This is a genomic window from Streptomyces sp. NPDC055025 (assembly GCF_053608565.1).
On record NZ_JBSGVS010000007.1, the window covers coordinates 157,684 to 178,799 of the forward strand.

General features: G+C 70.0%; 22 protein-coding genes. 9 read left to right on the forward strand and 13 right to left on the reverse strand.

Annotated features, from left to right (window positions below):
- Window positions 1-5 precede the first annotated feature (5 nt).
- Genes ACWGDX_RS07040 through ACWGDX_RS07050 form a run of 3 tightly spaced genes read right to left on the reverse strand, consistent with a single transcriptional unit; the run spans window position 6 to window position 3,048 of the window.
- Entirely contained in the window at window positions 6-995 is a 990-nt protein-coding gene (locus ACWGDX_RS07040) for an ABC transporter permease (protein ID WP_453622996.1), read from the reverse strand.
- Window positions 983-1,894 carry an ABC transporter permease gene (locus tag ACWGDX_RS07045; RefSeq protein ID WP_383033276.1) on the reverse strand — a complete coding sequence of 304 codons (912 nt, stop codon included), beginning with the start codon at window positions 1,892-1,894 and terminating at the stop codon, window positions 983-985. The genes ACWGDX_RS07040 and ACWGDX_RS07045 overlap by 13 nt, the downstream gene beginning before the upstream one ends.
- Complete coding sequence (locus ACWGDX_RS07050) at window positions 1,894-3,048, reverse strand: ABC transporter substrate-binding protein (protein ID WP_453622998.1); 1,155 nt, start codon at window positions 3,046-3,048, stop codon at window positions 1,894-1,896. The genes ACWGDX_RS07045 and ACWGDX_RS07050 overlap by 1 nt, the downstream gene beginning before the upstream one ends.
- 287 nt (window positions 3,049-3,335) lie before the next feature.
- Here ACWGDX_RS07050 and ACWGDX_RS07055 point away from each other — a divergent pair, with 287 nt between their 5' ends.
- A complete protein-coding gene (locus ACWGDX_RS07055) occupies window positions 3,336-4,112 on the forward strand; it encodes a GntR family transcriptional regulator (protein ID WP_453623000.1) in 777 nt (258 codons plus the stop codon).
- 122 nt (window positions 4,113-4,234) lie between these two features.
- Here ACWGDX_RS07055 and dusB read toward each other — a convergent pair whose 3' ends face one another.
- A complete protein-coding gene (gene dusB / locus ACWGDX_RS07060; RefSeq protein ID WP_453623049.1) occupies window positions 4,235-5,431 on the reverse strand; it encodes a tRNA dihydrouridine synthase DusB in 1,197 nt (398 codons plus the stop codon).
- Window positions 5,432-5,492: 61 nt separating this feature from the next.
- On the opposite strand from dusB, the gene ACWGDX_RS07065 reads away from it, so the two are divergent.
- Entirely contained in the window at window positions 5,493-6,956 is a 1,464-nt protein-coding gene (locus ACWGDX_RS07065) for an MFS transporter (protein WP_453623002.1), read from the forward strand.
- Here the strand turns inward: ACWGDX_RS07065 and ACWGDX_RS07070 are convergent.
- Window positions 6,929-7,783: a helix-turn-helix transcriptional regulator gene (locus ACWGDX_RS07070; protein WP_453623004.1), complete on the reverse strand. Its 855-nt coding sequence runs from the start codon at window positions 7,781-7,783 to the stop codon at window positions 6,929-6,931. The genes ACWGDX_RS07065 and ACWGDX_RS07070 overlap by 28 nt on opposite strands.
- Before the next feature lie 181 nt (window positions 7,784-7,964).
- Window positions 7,965-8,159, reverse strand: a complete 195-nt coding sequence (locus ACWGDX_RS07075) for a DUF1918 domain-containing protein (protein ID WP_363084997.1) — start codon at window positions 8,157-8,159, stop codon at window positions 7,965-7,967.
- Window positions 8,160-8,450: 291 nt separating this feature from the next.
- Between ACWGDX_RS07075 and ACWGDX_RS07080 the strand changes: the two genes are divergently transcribed.
- Window positions 8,451-9,848 carry an MFS transporter gene (locus ACWGDX_RS07080; RefSeq protein WP_453623051.1) on the forward strand — a complete coding sequence of 466 codons (1,398 nt, stop codon included), beginning with the start codon at window positions 8,451-8,453 and terminating at the stop codon, window positions 9,846-9,848.
- Between the two features lie 160 nt (window positions 9,849-10,008).
- Here ACWGDX_RS07080 and ACWGDX_RS07085 read toward each other — a convergent pair whose 3' ends face one another.
- The gene (locus ACWGDX_RS07085; protein ID WP_453623006.1) at window positions 10,009-10,245 is read right to left on the reverse strand and encodes a DUF6243 family protein; all 237 of its coding nucleotides are present in this window, start codon (window positions 10,243-10,245) and stop codon (window positions 10,009-10,011) included.
- 248 nt (window positions 10,246-10,493) lie between these two features.
- On the opposite strand from ACWGDX_RS07085, the gene ACWGDX_RS07090 reads away from it, so the two are divergent.
- The gene (locus ACWGDX_RS07090) at window positions 10,494-11,516 is read left to right on the forward strand and encodes an aldo/keto reductase (protein ID WP_453623008.1); all 1,023 of its coding nucleotides are present in this window, start codon (window positions 10,494-10,496) and stop codon (window positions 11,514-11,516) included.
- A 126-nt stretch (window positions 11,517-11,642) separates the two neighbouring features.
- The gene (locus ACWGDX_RS07095) at window positions 11,643-12,263 is read left to right on the forward strand and encodes a TetR family transcriptional regulator (protein ID WP_453623010.1); all 621 of its coding nucleotides are present in this window, start codon (window positions 11,643-11,645) and stop codon (window positions 12,261-12,263) included.
- 57 nt (window positions 12,264-12,320) lie between these two features.
- Here the strand turns inward: ACWGDX_RS07095 and ACWGDX_RS07100 are convergent, their stop codons facing one another.
- Both ACWGDX_RS07100 and ACWGDX_RS07105 read right to left on the reverse strand, forming a co-directional pair.
- Window positions 12,321-12,527: a hypothetical protein gene (locus ACWGDX_RS07100; protein WP_453623012.1), complete on the reverse strand. Its 207-nt coding sequence runs from the start codon at window positions 12,525-12,527 to the stop codon at window positions 12,321-12,323.
- A gap of 123 nt (window positions 12,528-12,650) precedes the next feature.
- Window positions 12,651-14,033, reverse strand: coding sequence for a glycine--tRNA ligase (locus ACWGDX_RS07105; RefSeq protein WP_453623014.1), 1,383 nt, complete (start codon window positions 14,031-14,033; stop codon window positions 12,651-12,653).
- Between the two features lie 143 nt (window positions 14,034-14,176).
- Here ACWGDX_RS07105 and ACWGDX_RS07110 point away from each other — a divergent pair, with 143 nt between their 5' ends.
- From ACWGDX_RS07110 to ACWGDX_RS07125, 4 genes are all read left to right on the forward strand, one after another.
- Window positions 14,177-15,157 (forward strand): metal ABC transporter substrate-binding protein, encoded by a 981-nt coding sequence (locus ACWGDX_RS07110; RefSeq protein ID WP_453623015.1) that lies wholly within the window; start codon window positions 14,177-14,179, stop codon window positions 15,155-15,157.
- Between the two features lie 269 nt (window positions 15,158-15,426).
- Window positions 15,427-16,305, forward strand: coding sequence for a metal ABC transporter ATP-binding protein (locus ACWGDX_RS07115; RefSeq protein ID WP_453623053.1), 879 nt, complete (start codon window positions 15,427-15,429; stop codon window positions 16,303-16,305).
- Between the two features lie 2 nt (window positions 16,306-16,307).
- Window positions 16,308-17,231, forward strand: coding sequence for a metal ABC transporter permease (locus ACWGDX_RS07120; protein WP_453623017.1), 924 nt, complete (start codon window positions 16,308-16,310; stop codon window positions 17,229-17,231).
- 84 nt (window positions 17,232-17,315) lie between these two features.
- Window positions 17,316-17,765, forward strand: a complete 450-nt coding sequence (locus ACWGDX_RS07125) for a Fur family transcriptional regulator (protein ID WP_363084968.1) — start codon at window positions 17,316-17,318, stop codon at window positions 17,763-17,765.
- 145 nt (window positions 17,766-17,910) lie between these two features.
- Here ACWGDX_RS07125 and ACWGDX_RS07130 read toward each other — a convergent pair whose 3' ends face one another.
- From ACWGDX_RS07130 to ACWGDX_RS07145, 4 genes are all read right to left on the reverse strand, one after another.
- Window positions 17,911-18,747, reverse strand: coding sequence for an isoprenyl transferase (locus ACWGDX_RS07130; RefSeq protein ID WP_453623019.1), 837 nt, complete (start codon window positions 18,745-18,747; stop codon window positions 17,911-17,913).
- A gap of 31 nt (window positions 18,748-18,778) precedes the next feature.
- Window positions 18,779-19,528: a DNA repair protein RecO gene (recO, locus tag ACWGDX_RS07135; protein WP_093597429.1), complete on the reverse strand. Its 750-nt coding sequence runs from the start codon at window positions 19,526-19,528 to the stop codon at window positions 18,779-18,781.
- Window positions 19,529-19,760: 232 nt separating this feature from the next.
- On the reverse strand, window positions 19,761-20,468 hold the full coding sequence (locus ACWGDX_RS07140) for a TerB family tellurite resistance protein (RefSeq protein ID WP_453623022.1): 708 nt from the start codon (window positions 20,466-20,468) through the stop codon (window positions 19,761-19,763).
- 196 nt (window positions 20,469-20,664) lie between these two features.
- Window positions 20,665-21,116: alpha-isopropylmalate synthase regulatory domain-containing protein (locus tag ACWGDX_RS07145; protein WP_453623024.1), on the reverse strand; the 452-nt coding region annotated here is incomplete at its 5' end.

Below are 21,116 nucleotides of genomic sequence, written 5' to 3' on the forward strand. Positions count from 1 at the left end.
GGGGTCTACTCCTTGCCGGAGACGGAAGAGGCGGCGGTGGGTGCCGGGGCCGTGGCCCCGGAAGAGGCCGTGGAGGGGGCGGGGTCGGTGGGCGGAGCGGGAGTGGCGGCCGAGGAGGCGCGCGTCCCCGCCCGCGAGAGGACCAGCAGCAGCGCCCAGGTGATCAGCAGGCTGAGCAGGGACACGGCCACCGACATCCGGGCCTCCGCGCCCGAGACGGTGACGATCCACACCGCGAAGGGCCGGAAGCCGAGCAGCGACGCGATGGTGAACTCGCCCAGGACCAGCGCCAGGGTGAGGAAGGAGGCACCGGCCAGGGATGAGCGCAGATTGGGCAGGATGACCCGCAGGATCACATACGGCCTGCTCGCCCCGCAGTTGCGCGCGGCCTCCACCAGGGTGGGTACGTCGATGGCGCGCAGCCCGGCGTCCAGCGAGCGGTAGACGAACGGCAGGGCGAGCACCGTGTAGGCGAGCACCAGCACCACGGGGAACGACTCGTTCTGCACCGCGAGGAACGTCTGGTAGAGCGGCGTACGGGAGAGATGGTCGGGTCCCCAGCGCAGCACCGTGGTCACCCCGGTGACCAGCGCGATCGGTGGCACCACCAGCGGCAGCATGCAGACGATCTCGACGAGTGGGGCGAGTTTCGGCGCGCCGAGCCGTACGGCCACCAGGGCCGGCACGGTGAGCAGCAGCGCGAGGACGATGGTGGCCGCCGCGAGCCCGAGCGAGAGCAGCAGGCTCTGGGTGAAGCCCTCGGCGGAGAGGATCCCGGTGTACGCGTCGAAGGTGAGGCCCTGGCCGGGGACGCGCACCGTGAAGACGAACGAGGACAGCAGCGGTACGAGGAAGTAGAGCCCGGCCAGGAGGAGCACGGCACCGCGCCAGACCCGGGGACGGCGACGGGGGCGCGCGGCCCCGGCATCCCGTGCCTTGCGGGGAGCGGCGGGCGCGGGGGCGGCCGGGGTGGCGGTGGGGGTCAGTGCAGCCATCGGGTGCTCCGTCGCTGGAGGGGCAGATAGACCGCCATGACCAGGCCGGCGATCACGATCATGTCGAGGCTCAGCGCGAGCGCCACATTCTCCTGACCGACCAGTACGTTGCCGGAGAGCGCGTCCGCGATCTTCAGGGTGACCAGCGGGACCGAGCCGCCGACCAGCGCGGCGGCGGTGGCGTGCGCGGCGAAGGCACTCCCGAAGAGCAGCACGAACCCGCCGAGCAGCGAGGGCGCGAGGACCGGCAGTCCGACATGGCGCCAGAACTGCCAGGAGGTGGCCCCGGCGTTCTGCGCGGCCTCCCGCCACTGCGGGCGCAGACCGTCCAGCGCGGGAACGCTGACCAGCACCATCAGCGGCACCAGGAAGTAGAGATAGATGATGGTCAGTCCGGTGAAGGAGTACAGATTCCAGCCGAGGCCGTCGAGATGGCCGAGCTGGGTGACCACACCGGAGATACCGAGCGTGGCGACGAACGCGAACGCGAGCGGGATACCGCCGAAGTTGGCGAGCACTCCGGAGGCGGTGAGCACACCGTTGCGCAGCGCGGTACCGCGTGAGGTGACGACGGCCTGGGCGATCAGCATTCCGAGCACGGTGCCGATCACGGCGGTCAGCGCGGAGAGTTCGACGCTGCCGATCAGCGAGGTCAGATAGGGGCCCTGGAGCGAGCGCTGGAGGTGCTCGCCGGTCAGGGCGGTGGCGCCGGTGGCCGGATCGTCCCGGGTGACGGCCCCGTAGAGCAGGGCGCCGACCGGCAGACCGAAGCAGACTCCGGCGAAGACGAGCAGCGGGAGGGCGCCGAGCCAGACGCGCGGCGCCCGCCGCCGACGGCTGCTGCCGTCGGCGGCGCCCGCCACGGGCGGGGTGGAGACGGTCGGGGTGGGGGCGGTCATCAGGAGACGGCCTTGTCCCAGTTCTCGGCGAGGGTGGCGTTGGCCTTGTCCAGTTCGGCGGACTCGGGGAAGGTCGGGGTGCCCTCGACCTCGGGGAGCTTGGCGACGAAGCCCTTGTCGGCCGTACCGTCCGTGGTCATGGCGGGCAGCAGCACGGGACGCGCGTACCCCTTCAGCCAGAGGTTCTGGCCCTCGGCGCTGTAGAGGAACTCCATCCACAGGCGGGCGGCGGCCGGGTGCGGCGCGTCCTTGTTGATGGCCTGCGAGTAGTACTGCGCGTAGACGCCGTCGCTCGGGATGGCGACCTTCCAGTCCACGCCCTTGCCCTTGAACTGGTCGGCGTAACTGGCGTTGAGGTAGTCCCAGTCGATGGAGATGGGCGTCTCGCCCTTCTCGACCGTGGCCGGGGTGGACTCGACGGGGATGAAGTTGCCGTTCTTCTTCAGCTCACCGAAGAAGTCGATACCGGGCTGGATGTCGCCGAAGGAGCCCTTGTTGGCGAGGGAGGCCGCGTAGACGCCGCCGAAGGCCGAACCGGACTTGGTGGGGTTGCCGTTGAGCGCCACCTTGCCCTTGTACTCGGGCTTGAGGAGATCGGCGAAGGTCTCGGGGCAGGTCTTGATCCGGGAGGCGTCGCAGCCGATGGAGATGTAGCCGCCGTAGTCGTTGAACCAGCGGCCGTCCTTCTCCTTCTGGGCGTCGGGGATCTTGTCCCAGGCCTCGACCTTGTACGGCGCGAAGAGGTTCTCGGCCGCGCCGCTGCGGGCGAAGGCGATACCGAGGTCGAGGACGTCGGGGGCGCGGTCCTGGCCCTTGCGGGACTTGACGGCGGCGATCTCGTCGGAGCTGGAACCGTCCGGGTTCTCGCTGTTGACCTTGATCTTGTACTTGGCCTCGAACGCCTTGATGACCTCGCCGTAGTTCGCCCAGTCCGGCGGAAGGGCGATCGCGTTGAGCTCGCCCTCCTTCTCGGCGGCGGCGACCAGGTCCTTCAGTCCGCCGAAGTCGGCGGCCGAGGTGGCGGCGGCGGAGTCGGCCGTCTTGGCGGATTCCTCGGGTGCCGCACCACAGGCGGTGAGCACGGTGAGCGCGGCGGTGCTGAGCGCCAGGGCGGCTGCCAGCCGGCCGTTGGCGCGGACGCGGATTCGGGTCACGCGATGTCTCCCGGAGCGAAGAGAGGGTGTCACTTGTTCATACAAGCTGGCATCAGTTCGCCCGGTCCAGATGACCTCGAAGTGAACGGCCCATGGCCATGACGGCACGACCCGAGGAAGACCACCCTGAGCAACTAGCTGGTCAGCACAGTCTTTCGGGGAGGATTGATGATCAACAGGGCATCCTGGGGGCCGTACCCCCGGTGGGACATACGGTTAGAGTGAAGGCCAGGTCCGCGGTGGGTAGGCGCACCTGTGCACAGTTCCGTAATTCGATGGGGGCAGGCGTGGGCAGTTCGCGGTATCTGGAGATCGCGGAGGCGCTGCGGCAGTCGATCCTGGGCGGTGAGTATCCGGTCGGCGCCCGGCTGCCCTCGGAGAGCGATCTCGCGGCCCGCTGGTCGGTCTCGCGCGGCACGGTGCGGCAGGCGGTGGGGCTGCTGGCCTCGGACGGTCTGATCGGCTCCCGGCAGGGGGCGCGGCGCGTCGTACTGCGCCAGGAGCGCCGTCACAGCTTCCAGCAGCTGAACAGCTTCGCGCAGTGGGCGCAGGCGATGGGGTGCGAGGTCTCCAGCCGCATCCTCAGCCGCAGGACACGGGCCGCCACGGCGGAGGAGGCCTCACGGCTCGGGGTCGCCCCGGGCAGCGAGGTGCTCTACGTCGTACGGCTGCGACGGCTCGACGGGGAGCCGGTGATGATCGAGCGGACCGCGTACACGGACTGGGTGGCACCGGTCGTGCGCGCGCTGCCCGAGGATGTCGTGTCGATCATGAACAGCATCGCGGAGAACGCGGACATCGTCGCCCACTACGGCGAGCATCTGATCGACGCGGTCGCGGCGGGCAGCGAGGACGCCCGGCTGCTCCATGTGCGCCGGGGCAGCCCGCTGCTGCGTCAGCGCCATCTCACGTACACGGCCGCGGGCCGTCCGATCGAGTGGACGGACGACCGCTACCGCGCGGGGAGCGTGGCCTTCAGCGTGAGCAACTCCGCGGCGGCGGCCCCTCTGGAACGCCACGCGGGCCCGGACGTCACACCGCAGTCACCCCGCCCGGCGGCATAGCAACGCGCCATGTGCCACGCGCGAGCGCGCGCATGGGCGCCGGCGGGGGACGGCGGGATCTCAGCCGCGACGGGGACGGCGGGGCAGCGGGTGTCAGCCGCACCCGCTCACCCTCACCGCGCTCAGCCGCCCGAGGTGTCCAGTTCGGCTTCGGCGTCGATGCCCGCGCAGTCGTACGGGTCCTTCAGCCAGCCGTCCGGCAGGACGACCCGGTTGTTGCCGGACGTACGGCCGCGCGGCCCGTCCGCGCCGTCGGGCCACGGCTGGTCGAGATCGAGCCCGGACAGCAGCGCGTCCAGCTCGGCCAGCGACGAGGTGACCGCCAGCTGCCTGCGGAGCTGCGAGCCGACCGAGAAGCCCTTCAGATACCAGGCCACATGCTTACGGAAGTCGATCACTCCCCGGGCCTCGTCCCCGAGCCACTCCCCCAGCAGCTCCGCATGGCGCCGCATGACCGCGGCGACCTCCCGCAGCGCCGGGCGCGCGAAGGTGACCTCACCGCCCGCCGACTCGGGTCCCGTACCCTCGAAGGCCGCGACCAGGTCACCGAAGAGCCAGGGCCGCCCCAGACAGCCACGCCCCACGACGACTCCGTCACAGCCGGTCTCGCGCATCATCCGCAGTGCGTCCCGCGCCGACCAGATGTCGCCGTTGCCGAGCACCGGGATCTCCGGGACATGCTCCTTGAGCCGGGCGATGGCGTCCCAGTCCGCCGTACCGCCGTAGTGCTGCGCGGCCGTCCTGCCATGCAGCGCGATCGCCGTGACGCCCTCCTCGACCGCGATCCGTCCGGCGTCGAGAAAGGTGAGGTGATCGTCGTCGATGCCCTTGCGCATCTTCATCGTGACGGGCAGCCCGCCCGCGTTGGACACCGCCTCGCGCAGGATCGCGCGCAGCAGCGGGCGCTTGTACGGAAGGGCCGAACCCCCGCCCTTACGCGTCACCTTGGGCACCGGGCAGCCGAAGTTGAGATCGATGTGATCGGCCAGATCCTCGTCCACGATCATCCGGACCGCTTTGCCGACGGTCACCGGGTCCACCCCGTAGAGCTGGATCGAGCGGGGGGTCTCGGTCGCGTCGAAGCGGATGAGCTGCATGGTCTTCTCATTGCGCTCGACCAGCGCCCGTGTGGTGATCATCTCACTCACGAACAGCCCCTTGCCCCCGCTGAATTCACGGCACAGCGTCCGGAACGGCGCGTTCGTGATCCCGGCCATGGGCGCGAGCACCACCGGCGGTCGCACGGTGTGCGGCCCGATGGCGAGGGGAGAGGCGGCGAGCGTGGCGAGTGAAGCGGTCATCCAGCCATTGTCGCGCATGACCAGTCGCGCATGACTGTCGCGCATGACCGAGGTCATTAGTTAGTCGTACTATCGACGTATGTCCGAGCTGAGCCACCGGCGGCGCCTCCTTGTCCTCGCCATCTGCTGTATGAGTCTGCTGATCGTCAGCCTGGACAACACCGTCCTCAATGTCGCGCTCCCCTCCATCCAGCGTGAACTGCACGCCTCCGTCTCCGGGCTCCAGTGGACGATCGACGCCTACACCCTCGTCCTCGCCTCGCTCCTGATGCTCTCGGGCTCCACCGCCGACCGGGTGGGCCGCCGCCGTATCTTCAAGACCGGGCTCGTCCTCTTCACGCTCGGCTCGCTGCTCTGCTCCCTCGCGCCGAACCTCGAATCGCTCGTCGCCTTCCGTATGGTGCAGGCCGTCGGCGGCTCGATGCTCAACCCCGTCGCGATGTCGATCATCACCAACACCTTCACCGAACCGCGTGAACGCGCCCGTGCCATCGGCGCCTGGGGCGCCGTCGTCGGTATCTCCATGGCGGCGGGACCGCTGGTCGGCGGGCTGCTGGTGGACTCGGTCGGCTGGCGGTCGATCTTCTGGATCAATCTCCCGATCGGGCTCGCCGCGCTCCTGCTGACCTGGCGCTATGTCCCCGAGTCCCGCGCCCCGAGGCCCCGCCGCCCCGATCCCGTCGGTCAGCTCCTGGTCATCGGCGTACTCGGCGCCCTGACCTACGCGATCATCGAGGCGCCGACGGCCGGGCCGACCTCACCGCTCATCCTGTCGTTCGCCGCCGTGTCGGCCCTCTCCCTGATCGGTCTGGTGCTGTACGAGCCGAGGCGCGCGGAGCCGCTGATCGATCTGCGGTTCTTCCGGAGCGCGCCCTTCAGCGGGGCGACCGTGATCGCCGTCTGCTCCTTCGCCGCGCTCAGCGGATTCCTCTTCCTCAACACGCTCTATCTCCAGAACGTACGGGGGCTGTCCGCGCTGCACGCCGGGCTCTACATGCTGCCGATGGCGACCCTGACCTTCCTCTGCGCGCCGCTGTCGGGCCGGCTCGTCGGCAGCCGGGGCCCCCGGATCTCGCTGCTGGTCGCCGGGACCGCGATGACGGCGAGCGGCCTTCTGTTCGGCACCACCGACGCGGAGGCGACGAACGCGCTGCTGTTCACCGGCTATGTCCTGTTCGGCCTGGGCTTCGGCATGGTGAACGCGCCGATCACCAATACCGCCGTCTCCGGGATGCCCCGCTCGCAGGCGGGTGTCGCCGCGGCGGTCGCCTCCACCAGCCGTCAGATCGGCGGGACGCTCGGTGTCGCGGTGATCGGCGCGGTGCTGGCGGGCGGGGTGGTCGGCGCCGCCTCCTCCGCCGGCTACGCGGCGAGCTTCGCGGACGCGAGCCGGACGGCGTGGTGGGTCATCACCGCCTGCGGTCTGTGCGTCCTGGTCATAGGGGCGCTGACCAGCGGAAGATGGGCCCGGGGAACAGCGCGGCACACGGCGGAACGGCTGGAGCCGGCCGGCGCTCAGACCACCGCGGGCACCAGGTCGTGAAGCCGTTCGAGCCGGGCGCTGGACTCGTCGTCCACCGGGACATAGCTGACCAGCCGGGGGCCTGAGGACGGTCCGAGCCAGAGGTTGGTGTGCTCCAGATTGAGCTGTCCCACCCGGGCGTTGACGAACCGCTTGGTCTTGTCGCCCACGGCGATCACCTCGTGCTGTTCCCAGATCTCCCGGAACTCGGACGAGGCGGACCGCAGCCGTCCGAGCAGCGTCTTCCACGCGGGCTCCGCGAGATGCTCGGCCATGGCGGCACGGAACCTGGCCGCCATCGTCCGGATCGTCTCGTCGCGGTTGCCCAGCGCCGAGCGCCATTCCTCATTGGTGAAGGCCAGCCACATGCAGTTGCGGTCCTCGGGCTCCAGCGCGTCCAGATCGCACATCAGATGCCCATAGGTGCGGTTGTACGCGAGGATGTCGTACCGCCCGTTCTGCACACACGCCGGATAGGGCTCAAGACGCTCCAGCATCCGCCGCAGCGCGGGCGTGACGGTCAGGCAGGGCGTCCCGGGAGCGGGGTCGACGGCGCCCGAGAGCGCGAAGAGATGCGCGCGCTCGCTGCGGTCGAGCAGCAGCGCGCGGGCGAGCGCGTCGAGCACCTGCGCGGAGACCTGGATGGGACGGGCCTGCTCCAGCCAGGTGTACCAGGTGACACCGACAGCGGAGAGCTGGGCGACCTCCTCCCGCCGCAGTCCGGGCGTACGGCGCCGGCTCCCGCGGGCGAGACCGACCTGCTCGGGCATGATGCGCTCGCGCCGGCTGCGCAGAAAGGCGGCCAGCTCATGGCGGCGGATGTCCGTTTCCTGTACAGCCGTGGTCATCCCCCCAGCGTGCCGCATGTCCCAGGCCATTGCCAGGTGGTGCGGGTACCAGGATGAGACCCCCGAGTACCCGGCTGAGCGGAGCGCTTCGCCCGCCCCTGAGCGCTCCGCCTGTCCCCGTCGGGCACCTGTCACCCGTCAGGCACCTGTTCTCCGTCGGGCACCTCCTCCGTCAGGCGCTTCACTTGCGCTTCGGACGCGACTCCACCGCCGAGTCGGGGCCCGGCGAGACGATCGACTCATGGCCGTCCTCACCGCGCACCTTGAAGGGCGGTGTCCCGTTCGGTCCCATCACCTCCACGATCTCCACGACGCGGTCGTGCTTGCCGACCACCCTGCCGTGCATCACCAGGCGGTCACCCTTGCTTGCTTTCATGCCGCACTCCCAAGCCGCTCATCGATGCCGATCCATGTCACTGGCCGTGATCACGAGTGTACGGAATGTCCGGTTCCGTGTCGCTCTGGGCATCTCGGCGGACCTCTCGGCCTCTTGCCGGGTAGTTCATGTACCAGGATAAAGACACTCTGGTACCAGGGTGCGTCACGCGTGATCGTGGTAGTCGTGAGTACAGCTTCCGCGAAAAACACCCCGAACACGGCAACCGCCCCGAACGCGCCCCCGTCCACCGGCGTGGCCGCTCCCGGCGGGTCCCCCGGCGGCTCTCCCATCGTCCATGACCACGGGTCGGTGCTGGGCACGCTCGGTCTCTTCACCGTGCTGCTCGGCGCGTCACTTCCCCTGGTCGACTTCTTCATCGTCAATGTCGCCCTGCCGACCATCGACCACGATCTGGCCGCGGGTCCCGCCCTCCTCGAACTGGTGGTGGCGGGGTACGGACTCGCGTACGCCGTGCTGCTCGTGCTCGGCGGCCGGCTGGGCGACATGTTCGGCCGGCGCAGGCTCTTCCTCATGGGCATGGCGGCCTTCGGCCTCACCTCGCTCGTCTGCGGTATCGCGCCCGACGCCTGGACCCTGGTCGGGGCCCGGGTCGCCCAGGGCTCGGCCGCCGCGCTGATGCTGCCCCAGGTACTGGCCACGATCCATGCCGCGACCAGCGGCCCGCGCCGCGCCAAGGCGGTCAGTCTGTACGGTGCCACCGCCGGCCTCGCGATGGTGGCGGGCCAGATTCTCGGCGGCGTACTGGTCTCGGCGAACATCGCAGGCAGCGGCTGGCGCGCGATCTTCCTGGTGAATGTGCCGATCGCGCTGCTCGGTCTGGTCCTGGCGTTCCGTTCGGTGCCGGAGACCCGCTCACAGCGGCCCGCGCCCATCGACACCCCGGGGACGGTTCTGCTGGCCGTCTCGCTGATCACCCTGCTGGCACCGCTCACCGAGGGCCGGGCCGCCGGCTGGCCGGTCTGGACCTGGATCTCGCTCGCCGCCTTCCCGGTCGCGGCGTACGCCTTCGTCCGGGTGGAGCGACGGGCCGACCGGCAGGGCAGGACCCCGCTCGTACCACCGAGTCTGCTCGCGCTGGTCACGCTCCGACGCGGACTGGCACTGCTCCTGCCCTTCTCGATCGGCTTCGGCGGCTTCATGTTCGTGATCGCGATCGCGCTTCAGCAGGGCCTCGGCATGGGGGCGGTCACCGCGGGAATCGCGCTGGTGCCGATGGCTGTGGCGTTCTTCGCCGCGTCGCTGGCGGGCCCCCGGCTGGTACGGCGGTACGGCAGTCTGGTGGTGACGGCGGGCTCGGTGTCCCAGCTGGTCGGTGTCGCCCTGCTGGTGCTCACCCTCTGGAACGACTGGCCCGCGATCGGCGTAGCGGAACTGCTGCCCGGCGTCGCGCTGGCCGGCCTCGGCCAGGGGCTCCAACTGCCGGTCATCATCCGGATCGTGCTCTCCGACATCCCCTCGGAGCGGGCCGGGGTGGGCAGTGGAGTCATGGTCACCGGCCAGCAGTCCGCGCTGGCGCTCGGGGTGGCGACCCTGGGCTCGCTCTTCCTCTCCCTGGCCGCCGCGATGGGGATGCGGGACGCTTTGGTGATCACCCTGCTGGCACAGCTCGCCCTGGTGGTCCTGACGGGACTGCTCAGTCTGCGGCTGCCGCGCTCGGTGGCCTGACGACGGCTCAGGGCCCGCGCCGTACAGGACGACGGACGCCCACGGGCCCGGACCACCGAGGTGGTCCGGGCCCGTCATCCTGCTCCGCTGTATGTCCGTCCTGCGTATGTCCGTCCTGCGTATGTCCGTCCCGTGTGCGTCAGTCCTGTGCGCGTGTGCGTCAGTCCCGCGCGGCGGATCCCTCGGCCGTCTCCGGGGCCGGGGCGGCGTCCGGTCCGTCCTCGTCCTGCTCCTGGCCGGCGGCGCGCTCACGCATCTTGCGCAGCAGCTCCGCCTTCTGGTCGGCGGCGGCCTTGCGGTCGGCGTTACGTGCGGGGCCGTTGCCCTGCTGATCGGCGCGGGACAGCTTCTTGCGCTGTCCGCCCACGCCAAGAAGGTTGTTGCGGCTCTTTGCCACGGGGTTCTCCCGAAGTGATGAGAAGTGATCTGCGGATTGGTCGGTGGGGGGCGGGCCGTGACCGCCGCGCTCTCACTCGTAGATCTGGAAGAACATGCCTGTGACGCTACCACCGGCCGGGACCGGGACGTAACGCGATTATGGCGAGCATCGGCCATAGTCGCTGACAGAAATTGAAATCTGTCATCCGTCATGCCATCGTTGTCGGTGTCACTCGCGATCCGCCGCGATCCGCCTGGAGGAAACGCATGTCCACCACCCCCGCCCTCCCCACCCGTCGCCTCGGCACCACCGGCCCCCTGACCTCCGCCATCGGACTCGGCTGCATGGGCATGTCCGGGATGTACGACGGGGGCGACCGCGCCGAGTCCATCGCCACCATCCACGCCGCCCTGGACGCGGGCATCACACTGCTCGACACGGGCGACTTCTACGGAATGGGCCACAACGAGCTGTTGATCGAGGAAGCGCTGCGCACCGCCCCGGCCGCCGCGCGCGAACAGGCCCTGATCAGCGTCAAGTTCGGCGCTCTGCGCGATCCGGACGGCGGCTGGAGCGGCTATGACGGCCGTCCGGCGGCCGTGAAGAACTTCGCCGCGTACTCCCTGCGGCGCCTCGGCACCGACCACATCGACATCTACCGGATCGCCAGGGTCGATCCGGGGGTCCCGATCGAGGAGACCGTCGGCGCCATCGCCGAGCTGGTGCGGGCCGGCCATGTCCGCCACATCGGTCTCTCGGAGGCCGGTGGGGAGACCATCCGCCGCGCGGCCGCCACCGCCCCGATCACCGATCTCCAGATCGAGTATTCGCTGATCTCTCGCGGTATCGAGGCCGAGATCCTGCCCACCGTCCGCGAGCTGGGCATCGGTGTCACGGCGTACGGAGTGCTCTCCCGCGGACTGATCAGCGGCCACTTCACCCGCGACCGGGCGCTGGGCCCGACCGACTTCCGTGCCGTGAGCCCCCGCTTCCAGGGCGACAATCTCGAACACAATCTCGGGCTGGTGGAGTCCCTGCGGAAGATCGCCGAGCAGAAGGGCGTCACGGTCGCCCAGATCGCCATCGCCTGGGTGCTCTCCAGGGGCGAGGACATCGTGCCGCTCGTCGGCGCGCGCCGGCAGGACCGGCTGACCGAGGCCCTGGGCGCCCTCGGGGTCACGCTGGACGCGGAGGATCTCGCCGCCGTCGAGCGCGCGGTGCCGGCCGACGCCGCCGCGGGTGACCGCTATCCGAGCTCCCAGATGGCACATCTCGACAGCGAGCGATGAGCGCCCGCGGGCGATGCCGGCCGCGACCGCTCAGCCGTCGGGTGGTCGGACCTGACAGGTAATGTCATCTGTCGCGTCCCGCCGTATGCGCGCCCAGCCGTACGGGCCACGAAAGGTCGGACATCCATGGCCACCGAGTCCCTGACCGCCGAGCGGATCCTCGAAGCCACCGAGGAGGTGCTGCGCCGTTACGGTCCGGCGAAGGCCACGGTCCTCGATGTGGCCCGGGTGCTCGGCGTCAGCCATGGCAGTGTCTACCGGCACTTCCGTACGAAGGCGGCACTGCGCGAGGCGGTCACAGCGCGCTGGCTGAGCCGGACGGAAGTGGCCCTGGCGCGGATCACGGACGGAGCGCGGAGGGCTGAAGCCGAGCCGGGCGCGGAGCGGGTGCCCGGTCCGGGTCCGGAGAAGCTGCGTGACTGGCTGCTGACGCTGTTCGACACCAAGCGCCACAAGGCGGGGGACGATCCCGAGCTGTTCGCGACCTTCTCCGTGCTCATCGGCGAGAGCAGTGGTGTGGTCGACGCGCATCTCACCGAGCTGACGCGTCAGCTCACCCGGATCGTCGAAGAGGGCGTGCGGGCGGGCGAGTTCGTCGCGGCCGACCCGGCGGCGACGGCGGGCGCGGTCTTCGCCGCCACGGCCCGCTTCCATGACCCTTCGTATGCCCCGGAGTGGCGGAAGCCCACGATCGACGACGAGTTCGGCGCCGTATGCGATCTGGTGCTGCGCGGCCTGCGGCCCTGAGCGGGGGCGGTCCGCGCCGCCCGCGCCCACTGCCGCAGGCGGCCCGGCTTCCGCTCGTCAGCCGCCGGCCGGTTCCACCGTCGCCTGATGGGCCTCGGTGAGATGTTCCTGCGCTTTCAGCCACGGCAGGAACTGCGCGCTCTTCTGCCAGCCGCAGGTGTCACAGGTCAACGACCGCTGTACACCCGCCTTCTGGACGCGTACGACATGTTCACGCCCGTGCTGATCCCATCTGCTGACCTTGCTGGTGGTCGTGGACGGCATCCGTGCCTCCTGTTGACGCGTGGGCCCAGTGTGCAACGAAGCCCCCGGTTCCGTGGTGGAACCGGGGGCTTCGAGCCACGACCGTGACCGTCGGGCGGTCACCGGCCGCGATCGGCGATCGGGTCAGCAGCCCATCAGCCGGCCGCCGAGGTAGCTCTGGATCTGGTCCAGCGAGACACGCTCCTGCTTCATCGTGTCGCGCTCGCGCACGGTCACCGCGTTGTCGTCGAGGGTGTCGAAGTCGACGGTCACACAGAACGGCGTGCCGATCTCGTCCTGGCGGCGGTAGCGGCGGCCGATGGCGCCCGCGTCGTCGAACTCGATGTTCCAGTTGCGCCGCAGGTCCTCGGCGAGGCCCTTGGCCTTCGGCGAGAGCTGCGGGTTGCGGGAGAGCGGCAGCACGGCCACCTTGACCGGCGCCAGCCGCGGGTCGAGCCGCATCACGGTGCGCTTCTCCAGCACGCCCTTGGCGTTGGGCGCCTCGTCCTCGTTGTACGCGTCGAGGAGGAAGGCGAGCATCGTGCGGCCGACACCGGCGGCCGGCTCGATCACATAGGGGATCCAGCGCTCGCCGGCCTCCTGGTCGAAGTACGACAGGTCATGGCCGGATGCCTTGGAGTGCGCGTTGAGGTCGTAATCGGTGCGGTTGGCGACACCCTCCAGCTCGCCCCACTCGCTGCCGCCGAAGGAGAAGCGGTACTCGATGTCGGCGGTGCGCTTGGAGTAGTGGGAGAGCTTCTCCTTGGGGTGCTCGAACCAGCGCATGTTCTCCTCACGGAGACCCAGGTCGCGGTACCAGTTCCAGCGCTGCTCCATCCAGTACTCCTGCCACTGCTCGTCCTCGCCCGGCTTGACGAAGAACTCCATCTCCATCTGCTCGAACTCGCGCGTGCGGAAGATGAAGTTGCCCGGAGTGATCTCGTTCCGGAAGGACTTGCCCATCTGCGCGATGCCGAACGGCGGCTTCTTGCGCGAAGTCTGGTGCACCTGGGCGAAGTTGGTGAAAATGCCCTGCGCGGTCTCGGGCCGGAGGTAGGCGACCGAGCCGGTGTCCTGTGTCGGGCCGAGATGGGTGGAGAGCAGGCCGGAGAACTGCTTGGGCTCGGTGAAGGTGCCCTTGTTGCCGCAGTTGGGGCAGTTGAGGTCGGCGAGGCCATTCGCGGGGGCCTTGCCGTGCTTCTCCTCGTACGCCTCTTCCAGGTGGTCCGCGCGGAACCGCTTGTGGCAGGACGTGCACTCGGTGAGCGGGTCGGTGAAGGTCGCGACGTGACCCGACGCCTCCCAGACCTCCGTGGCCAGGATCACCGACGAGTCGATACCGACGACGTCCTCGCGCGAGGTGACCATGTAGCGCCACCACTGGCGCTTGATGTTCTCCTTCAGCTCGACTCCGAGCGGCCCGTAGTCCCAGGCTGCTTTCTGCCCGCCGTAGATCTCACTGGACGGGTAGACGAAGCCACGGCGCTTGCTCAGGTTGACGATGGTGTCGATCTTGTCGGCGGCCACGGTGCTCTCTTCATTACGACGACGACGAACGCGAATGCTTCAGATTAGCGGCGGGCGCACCCCTTCGATCAAATCGGTGTGCGGGAAGAGACATACCCGCCGCTTGTTGACAATCGTTTCCAGTTTTGTTGAAAATGACTGTCATGAACGCACGACGCCTGATACCCACCGCCACCCTCGCCGGAGCCGTCACGCTCGGCCTGGTGGCGCTGTCCGCCTGCTCCTCCTCCGACGCCGCCGACAAGAAGAGCGGTGACAAGCTCGCGGTCACGGCGTCGTTCTACCCCATGGAATTCCTGGCCCAGCAGATCGGCGGTGACCATGTCACCGTCACCACGCTCACCAAGCCGGGCGTCGAGCCGCACGATCTTGAGCTCAAGCCCCGGCAGACCGCCGAGCTCGGCGAATCGGACGTCATTCTCTACCTCAAGGGTATCCAGCCCGCCGTGGACAAGGCGATCGACCAGTCCGGAGTGGGGCAAATCGTCGACGCGGCGTCCCTGACCACGCTGGAGAAGCACGGCACCGAGGTCGGCCATGTGCACGGAGGCGATGAGCACGCCGCCGACGAGCACGCGGCCGAGGAGGAGTCCACCGCGGACGGCAACGACCCGCACATCTGGCTCGACCCGGTGAGATACGCCGAGGTCGCCAAGGGTGTCGGCGCCGCCCTGGAGAAGGCCGACCCGGACAACGCGGACACCTACCGGAGGAACACGGACGCGCTGGTCACCAAGCTCGGCGGGCTGGACACCGCGTTCGAGCAGGGCCTCACGGACACCGCCACCAAGACCTTCATCACCACCCACGCCGCCTTCGGCTATCTCGCCGAGCGCTACGGCCTGGAGCAGGAGGCGATCGCCGGTATCGACCCCGAGGCCGAGCCCAGCCCCGCCCGGATCAAGGAACTGGAGACCATCGCGGAGCAGGACAAGGTCGGCACCGTATTCTTCGAGACGCTCGCCAGCGACAAGACCGCCAAGACCATCGCGGCGGACTCAGGACTGAAGACGGACGTCCTGGACCCGCTGGAGGGAATTACGGACCGGTCCAAGGGCGATGACTACATCGAGGTCATGCAGGCCAACCTCGCCGCGCTGCGGAAAGCACTCGGCGCGAAATGAACCGGCCGACGGCAGCAACGGAGGCGCGGCACATGGCGACCATGGAGAGCGGCGAACAGGCCCGCGAGGCGCGTGCGGCGGAGGCCGCGACGGCGCCCACCGCCCTGGCCGCCGGCACCTCCGGGACCGGGAGCCCCGAAGACGGCACCGCACCGGCCGACAGCGCACCGGCCGGCACCGGGCCGAGCGGGGCCGCCCCGGGCCGGCCGGCTGCCGACCGGACAGCGGCGAACCCGGCCGCGCCCGGACAGGGCGCGCCGAGAGGCTTCCTGCCGGTTCAGCGGACACACCGCCCCTCGGCACCCGGCTCCCCGTCGCCCGGCCCCCGGCGTGCTCCGGAGACGGCCGGGAACACAGCCACCGCGGACGGAGGACCCGCTGCTCAGCACGCCGCGCCGGTCGTCTCCGTCCGCGGTGCCACCGCCACGCTCGGCTCACGCACCGTGCTGCGCGGTATCGACCTCACCGTGCACCCCGGTGAGGTCGTGGCCCTGCTCGGCGCCAACGGTTCCGGCAAGTCCACCGCCGTACGCTCCGTGATCGGCCAGGTCCCGCTGACCAGCGGCGAGATATCGCTCTTCTCCACCCCGCTGCGCCGCTTCCGTGACTGGGCGCGCGTCGGTTACGTACCGCAGCGCACCACCGCGGCGAGCGGGGTGCCCGCGACCGTCCGCGAGGTCGTCTCCTCCGGCCGGCTCTCCCGTACGAAGCTGCGCCGGCCCTCCAAGGCGGACCGCGCGGCCGTCGAGGAGGCCATCGAGCTGGTCGGGCTGGCCGACCGCGCCAAGGACTCCGTGGACGCGCTCTCCGGCGGCCAGCACCAGCGTGTGCTGATAGCCAGGGCGCTCGCCGCCGGTCCCGAGCTGCTGATCATGGACGAGCCGATGGCGGGCGTCGATCTGGCCAGCCAGGACATCCTCGCGGCGACGCTGCGCAAGCAGGTGGCCGCCGGTACGACCGTGCTGCTCGTCCTCCATGAACTGGGCCCGCTGGAGCCGCTGATCGACCGCGCGGTGGTGCTGCGCGACGGCTGTGTGACCCACGACGGGCCACCGCCACGGGCCCTCGGCCAGCACGCCCTGCCCGGCCACGATCACGTCCATCCCCACGCGGCCGGCGAGCCGCTCCGTACAGGACTGCTGACCTGACCATGGAAATCCTCCAGACCGCGTTCATGCAGCGCGCGCTGATCGCGGCCGTGCTGGTCGGTATCACCGCCCCCGCCATCGGTATCTATCTCGTGCAGCGCCGCCAGGCACTGATGGGCGACGGCATCGGCCATGTCGCCATGACCGGGGTCGGCCTCGGCTTTCTGCTCTCCGTCAGTCCCGTGTGGATCGCGACGCTGGTCTCGGTGGCCGGTGCCATCACGATGGAGCTGATCAGGGCGTACGGCCGCACCCGGGGCGATATCGCGCTGGCGATGCTCTTCTACGGCGGGATGGCCGGCGGCGTCCTGCTGATCAATCTGTCGCCGAACGGCTCGAACGCCAATCTCAGTTCGTATCTCTTCGGTTCGCTGTCGACGGTCTCACCGTCGGACGTGACCGCGATCTCGCTGCTCGCCGCCTTCGTGGTGCTGGTGACGGTGGGACTGCGGCGGCAGCTCTTCGCGGTCAGCCAGGACGAGGAGTTCGCCCGGGTCACCGGGTTGCCGGTGCGTACGCTGAATCTGCTGATCGCGGTCACGGCCGCGGTGACGGTCACCGTCGCCATGCGGGTGGTGGGCCTGCTGCTGGTCAGCGCGCTGATGGTGGTGCCGGTGGCGGCGGCCCAGCAGATCACCCGGTCGTTCGCGGCCACCTTCGTGCTCGCGGTGGTGATCGGCACGGCGGCGACGCTCGCCGGTACGGTCACCTCGTACTACCAGGACGTACCGCCGGGCGCGACGATCGTGCTGCTGGCGATCGGGGTCTTCGTGGTGCTGACGGTCCTCGCCACTCCCCTCGCGAGACGGCGCGCCGGGGCGCCGCGGAGCGCCGAGGCGGCGGGGCGGGCCACGGGCGTACCGGACGTAACCCCCGCTCAGGACGGGCCCGCCGGCCGTAGGCCCACGGACGACCTCGCGGTCTGACCGCGAGCCGGTCACGAACTGGCAGAATGGCCCGAGGGAAGCGGGCAACGCCCGGTGGATTCGGGCAGAGGCAAGGAGGCACCTGTGACGACTGCGCCCAGCGGTGGATCGAGCGCGGCCCCCGTGCGCGGCCGATCGACCCGCCAGCGTGCCGCGGTGGCCGCGGCGCTCGACGAGGTCGACGAGTTCCGCAGCGCGCAGGAGCTCCACGACATGCTCAAGCACCGCGGTGACTCGGTCGGACTGACCACGGTGTACCGCACGCTCCAGTCCCTCGCCGACGCGGGCGAGGTCGACGTACTGCGGACGAACGACGGCGAGTCCGTCTACCGCCGCTGCTCGACCGGCGACCACCACCACCATCTTGTCTGCCGGGTCTGCGGGAAGGCCGTCGAGGTCGAGGGGCCCGCGGTGGAGCAGTGGGCCGAGACGATCGCCGCGCAGCACGGCTATGTGAGCGTGGCGCACACGGTGGAGATCTTCGGCACCTGCGCGGAATGCGCGGAGTGCGCGGGCCAGGCCGCGAAGAACTAGGTCCTGTCCGGACAGGACCTGGAGCCTGTCCGGGAAGGATCAGCGTCCGACCGGCCGGGACCAGGGTGCCGGGCGGCCGGGCGGGCGTTCGTCCCCGGGTGCCGGGCGGGCGCACAGCCGGCCCGTCCGGCACCGGAGGAGACGGTCAGCCCTGCGGAATCTCCTCCGCCTCCTGCTCGTCCAGGTTGGGCAGGGCCCCGCCGAAGCGCCGGTCCCTGGAGGCGAATTCGAGACAGGCCCGCCACAGATCCCTGCGGTCGAAGTCCGGCCACAGCACGTCCTGGAAGACCATCTCGGCGTAACTGCTCTGCCAGATCAGGTAGTTGGACGTGCGCTGCTCACCGCTGGGACGCAGGAAGAGATCCACGTCCGGCATGTCTGGATAGTAGAGATACTTCGCGAATGTCTTCTCATTGACCTTCGCCGGGTCGAGTTTCCCCGACGCCACATCCGCCGCGAGCGCCTTCGCCGCGTCCGCGATCTCCGCGCGCCCGCCGTAGTTGACGCAGAAGTAGAGCGTCATGGCGTCGTTGTCCTTGGTCTGCTCCTGCGCGACCTGGAGCTCCTGGACGACCGACTTCCACATCTTGGGCATCCGGCCGACCCAGCGGATACGGATACCCAGCTCGTCCATCTCGTCCCGGCGGCGCCGGATGACATCGCGGTTGAAGTTCATGAGGAAGCGCACCTCGTCGGGCGTGCGCTTCCAGTTCTCGGTGGAGAAGGCGTACAGGGAGAGGTTCTTGACGCCCATCTCCAGACAGCCCTTGAGCACATCGAGGACGACGCCCTCACCGACCTTGTGGCCCTCGGTGCGCGGCAGACCGCGCTCCTTGGCCCAGCGGCCGTTCCCGTCCATCACGCACGCCACATGCTCCGGCACCAGCTCGGCGGGGATCTTCGGCGGCCGCGCGCCCGAGGGGTGCGGTTCGGGCGTCTTGTACTCGCGGCGGGAACGTCCCAGGATTCCGCGTCGTGCCATGCGCTCTCGTCTCCCAAATCTTCTCTACGTATCAGTTCTTCTCTACGTATCTGAGCGAGCGCAGACCGCGCTCCAGGTGCCAGTGCAGATAGGCGGACACCAGCCCGCTGCCCTCCCTGACATGTCGCGCCTCGCACGCGTCGGCCGTCTCCCAGTCGCCGGTCAGCAGCGCGCTCAGCAGTCCGACGGCCTCAGCAGAGGGTACGACGCTGCCGGGCACCCGGCAGTCGCCGCATATGACCCCGCCCGCCGCCACGGAGAAGAATCGGTTCGGCCCGTGGAGTCCGCATTTGGCGCAGTCGTCGAAGCTCGGCGCGTATCCGTTGACCGCGAGGGAGCGCAACAGGAAGGCGTCCAGGATGAGATGAGGGGCGTGTTCACCGCGGGCGAGCGTGCGCAGCCCGCCGACCAGGAGCAGATACTGCTGGACGGCCGGCTCGCCCTCGTGGTCGGTGAAGCGCTCGGCGGTCTCCAGCATCGCCGTCCCCGCGGTGTAGCGCGCGTAGTCGGTGACGATGCCGCCACCGTACGGAGCGATGGTCTCGCTCTGCGTGCACAGGGGCAGTCCGCGGCCGATGAGCTCGCTGCCGCGTGCGAAGAACTGCACATCGACATGGGAGAACGGCTCCAGCCGCGCCCCGAACTTGGACTTCGTGCGCCGCACCCCCCGGGCGACGGCGCGGACGCGTCCGTGGCCGCGGGTCAGAAGCGTGATGATGCGGTCGGCCTCACCGAGCTTCTGGGTGCGCAGCACGACGCCGTCGTCCCGGAACAGACTCATGGCGTCATTCTCCCGCATGGGCGCGGACCGCCGAGCCGCACCGGGACGCGCGGGGGCGGGGGCAGGCCGCCCGTCGTCTGCCGCGGGACGCCGCGGGGCGGCGCTCCGGCGCGCGCGGGGCGGCGCTCGGGGCCCGCTCAGGGCCCGTAGCTCCAGTGCGGCGCAGACCGGCGTCCAGGCGGCGCTCAGACCGTGCTCAGGAGCCCGTGCTCAGGAGCCGCTCGGACCGCGCTCAGGAGGGCGTTCCCGATGCCGCCAGCAGCAGTCTCTCCGTGTCGTCCGAGCACAGCAGCAGCGCGCCGCCGACAATGCTGAGCACCTCGCGCTCCGCCGGGCTGTACGGTCCGTCGGCCACGGCGATCCTGGCGCCCTGGAGCACGATCGACTCACGGCCCGCCGGGGCGAGATGCGGGGCCAGCGGCTCCAGCGCCTCGTGCAGCTCGATGGCGAGCGCCGCGCCGCACGGGCCCGGGTCCAGATCCGGGCCCGCCACGAACCGGCCGGTGTCGGCGGCGAGCGCCTCCACCAGATCGGTGAGCCGGTCCTCCGTGCAGTCCTCGAACCCGGCCGCGCGGACGGCGTGGACCGCGGTCTCCCTGACCGTACGGGAGGACATCCCGCCGGCCGCGAGGATGGCGAGCGCGACGGTGTGCACGGCGTCGCGCAGCATCGCGGAGAAGCGGATGGTCGTGGGGTGGTCGAGGATGTCCGTGCCGAAGTGGGCGTGACAGGCCGCGCATTCGATCACGGGTCCCGCGACTCCGCGCGCGAGCAGGGGAACGCCGAGGACGGTGAACCGGCGACGGCCGGTGCGACGGCGGTAGTTGCGGTCGCCCCCGCAGTCGGGACAGAAGAACTCGCCGTCACCGACGGTGTTCCAGGACGTACGAATGCCGCAGATGCGCACTTTTCGGCCGCTTGATCCCTGAGCTGGCAGCACGTCGCGCACCTCCGTAACGCTCCGGCAACATTGCCGCGTTGACGTGATGTTAGCCACATCGACAGGGCCCCGTCAGTACCGCGGCGTGAGATCGCCACGACATGGCTGAACCCCGCCCACCGCAAAGGGTGGACGGGGCTCGCAAACGCCCAGGTGAGCGCTTGATCAGTGGCTCAGAGTCACCGTGACGGCTCTGTCAGCGGGCCGCGCGGTTGACGGCGGAGATGACCGCCTTGAGTGACGCCCGTGTGGTGTTCGCGTCGATCCCGATGCCCCAGAGCACCGTCCCGTCGATCGCGCACTCGATGTACGAGGCGGCCTGCGCGCTCGCGCCCTCGCTCATCGTGTGCTCCTGGTAGTCCAGGAGCCGGGCGTCCACCCCGACGGCGGCCAGGGCCTCGAAGAACGCCGAGATGGGGCCGTTGCCGGTGCCGGTGAGCACCGTCTCCGCACCGTCCACCACGGCCTGCACGGTCAGCGTGTCACGGCCGTCCGTGTCGGTGGTGCTCTGTCCCGAGCGGAGTTGGATCCGTCCCCAGGCGTTGTCGGGGTTGGGCAGGTATTCGTCCTGGAAGACGGACCAGATCTGGGCGGGTGTGACCTCGCCGCCCTCGGCGTCGGTCTTGGCCTGGATGATCCGGGAGAACT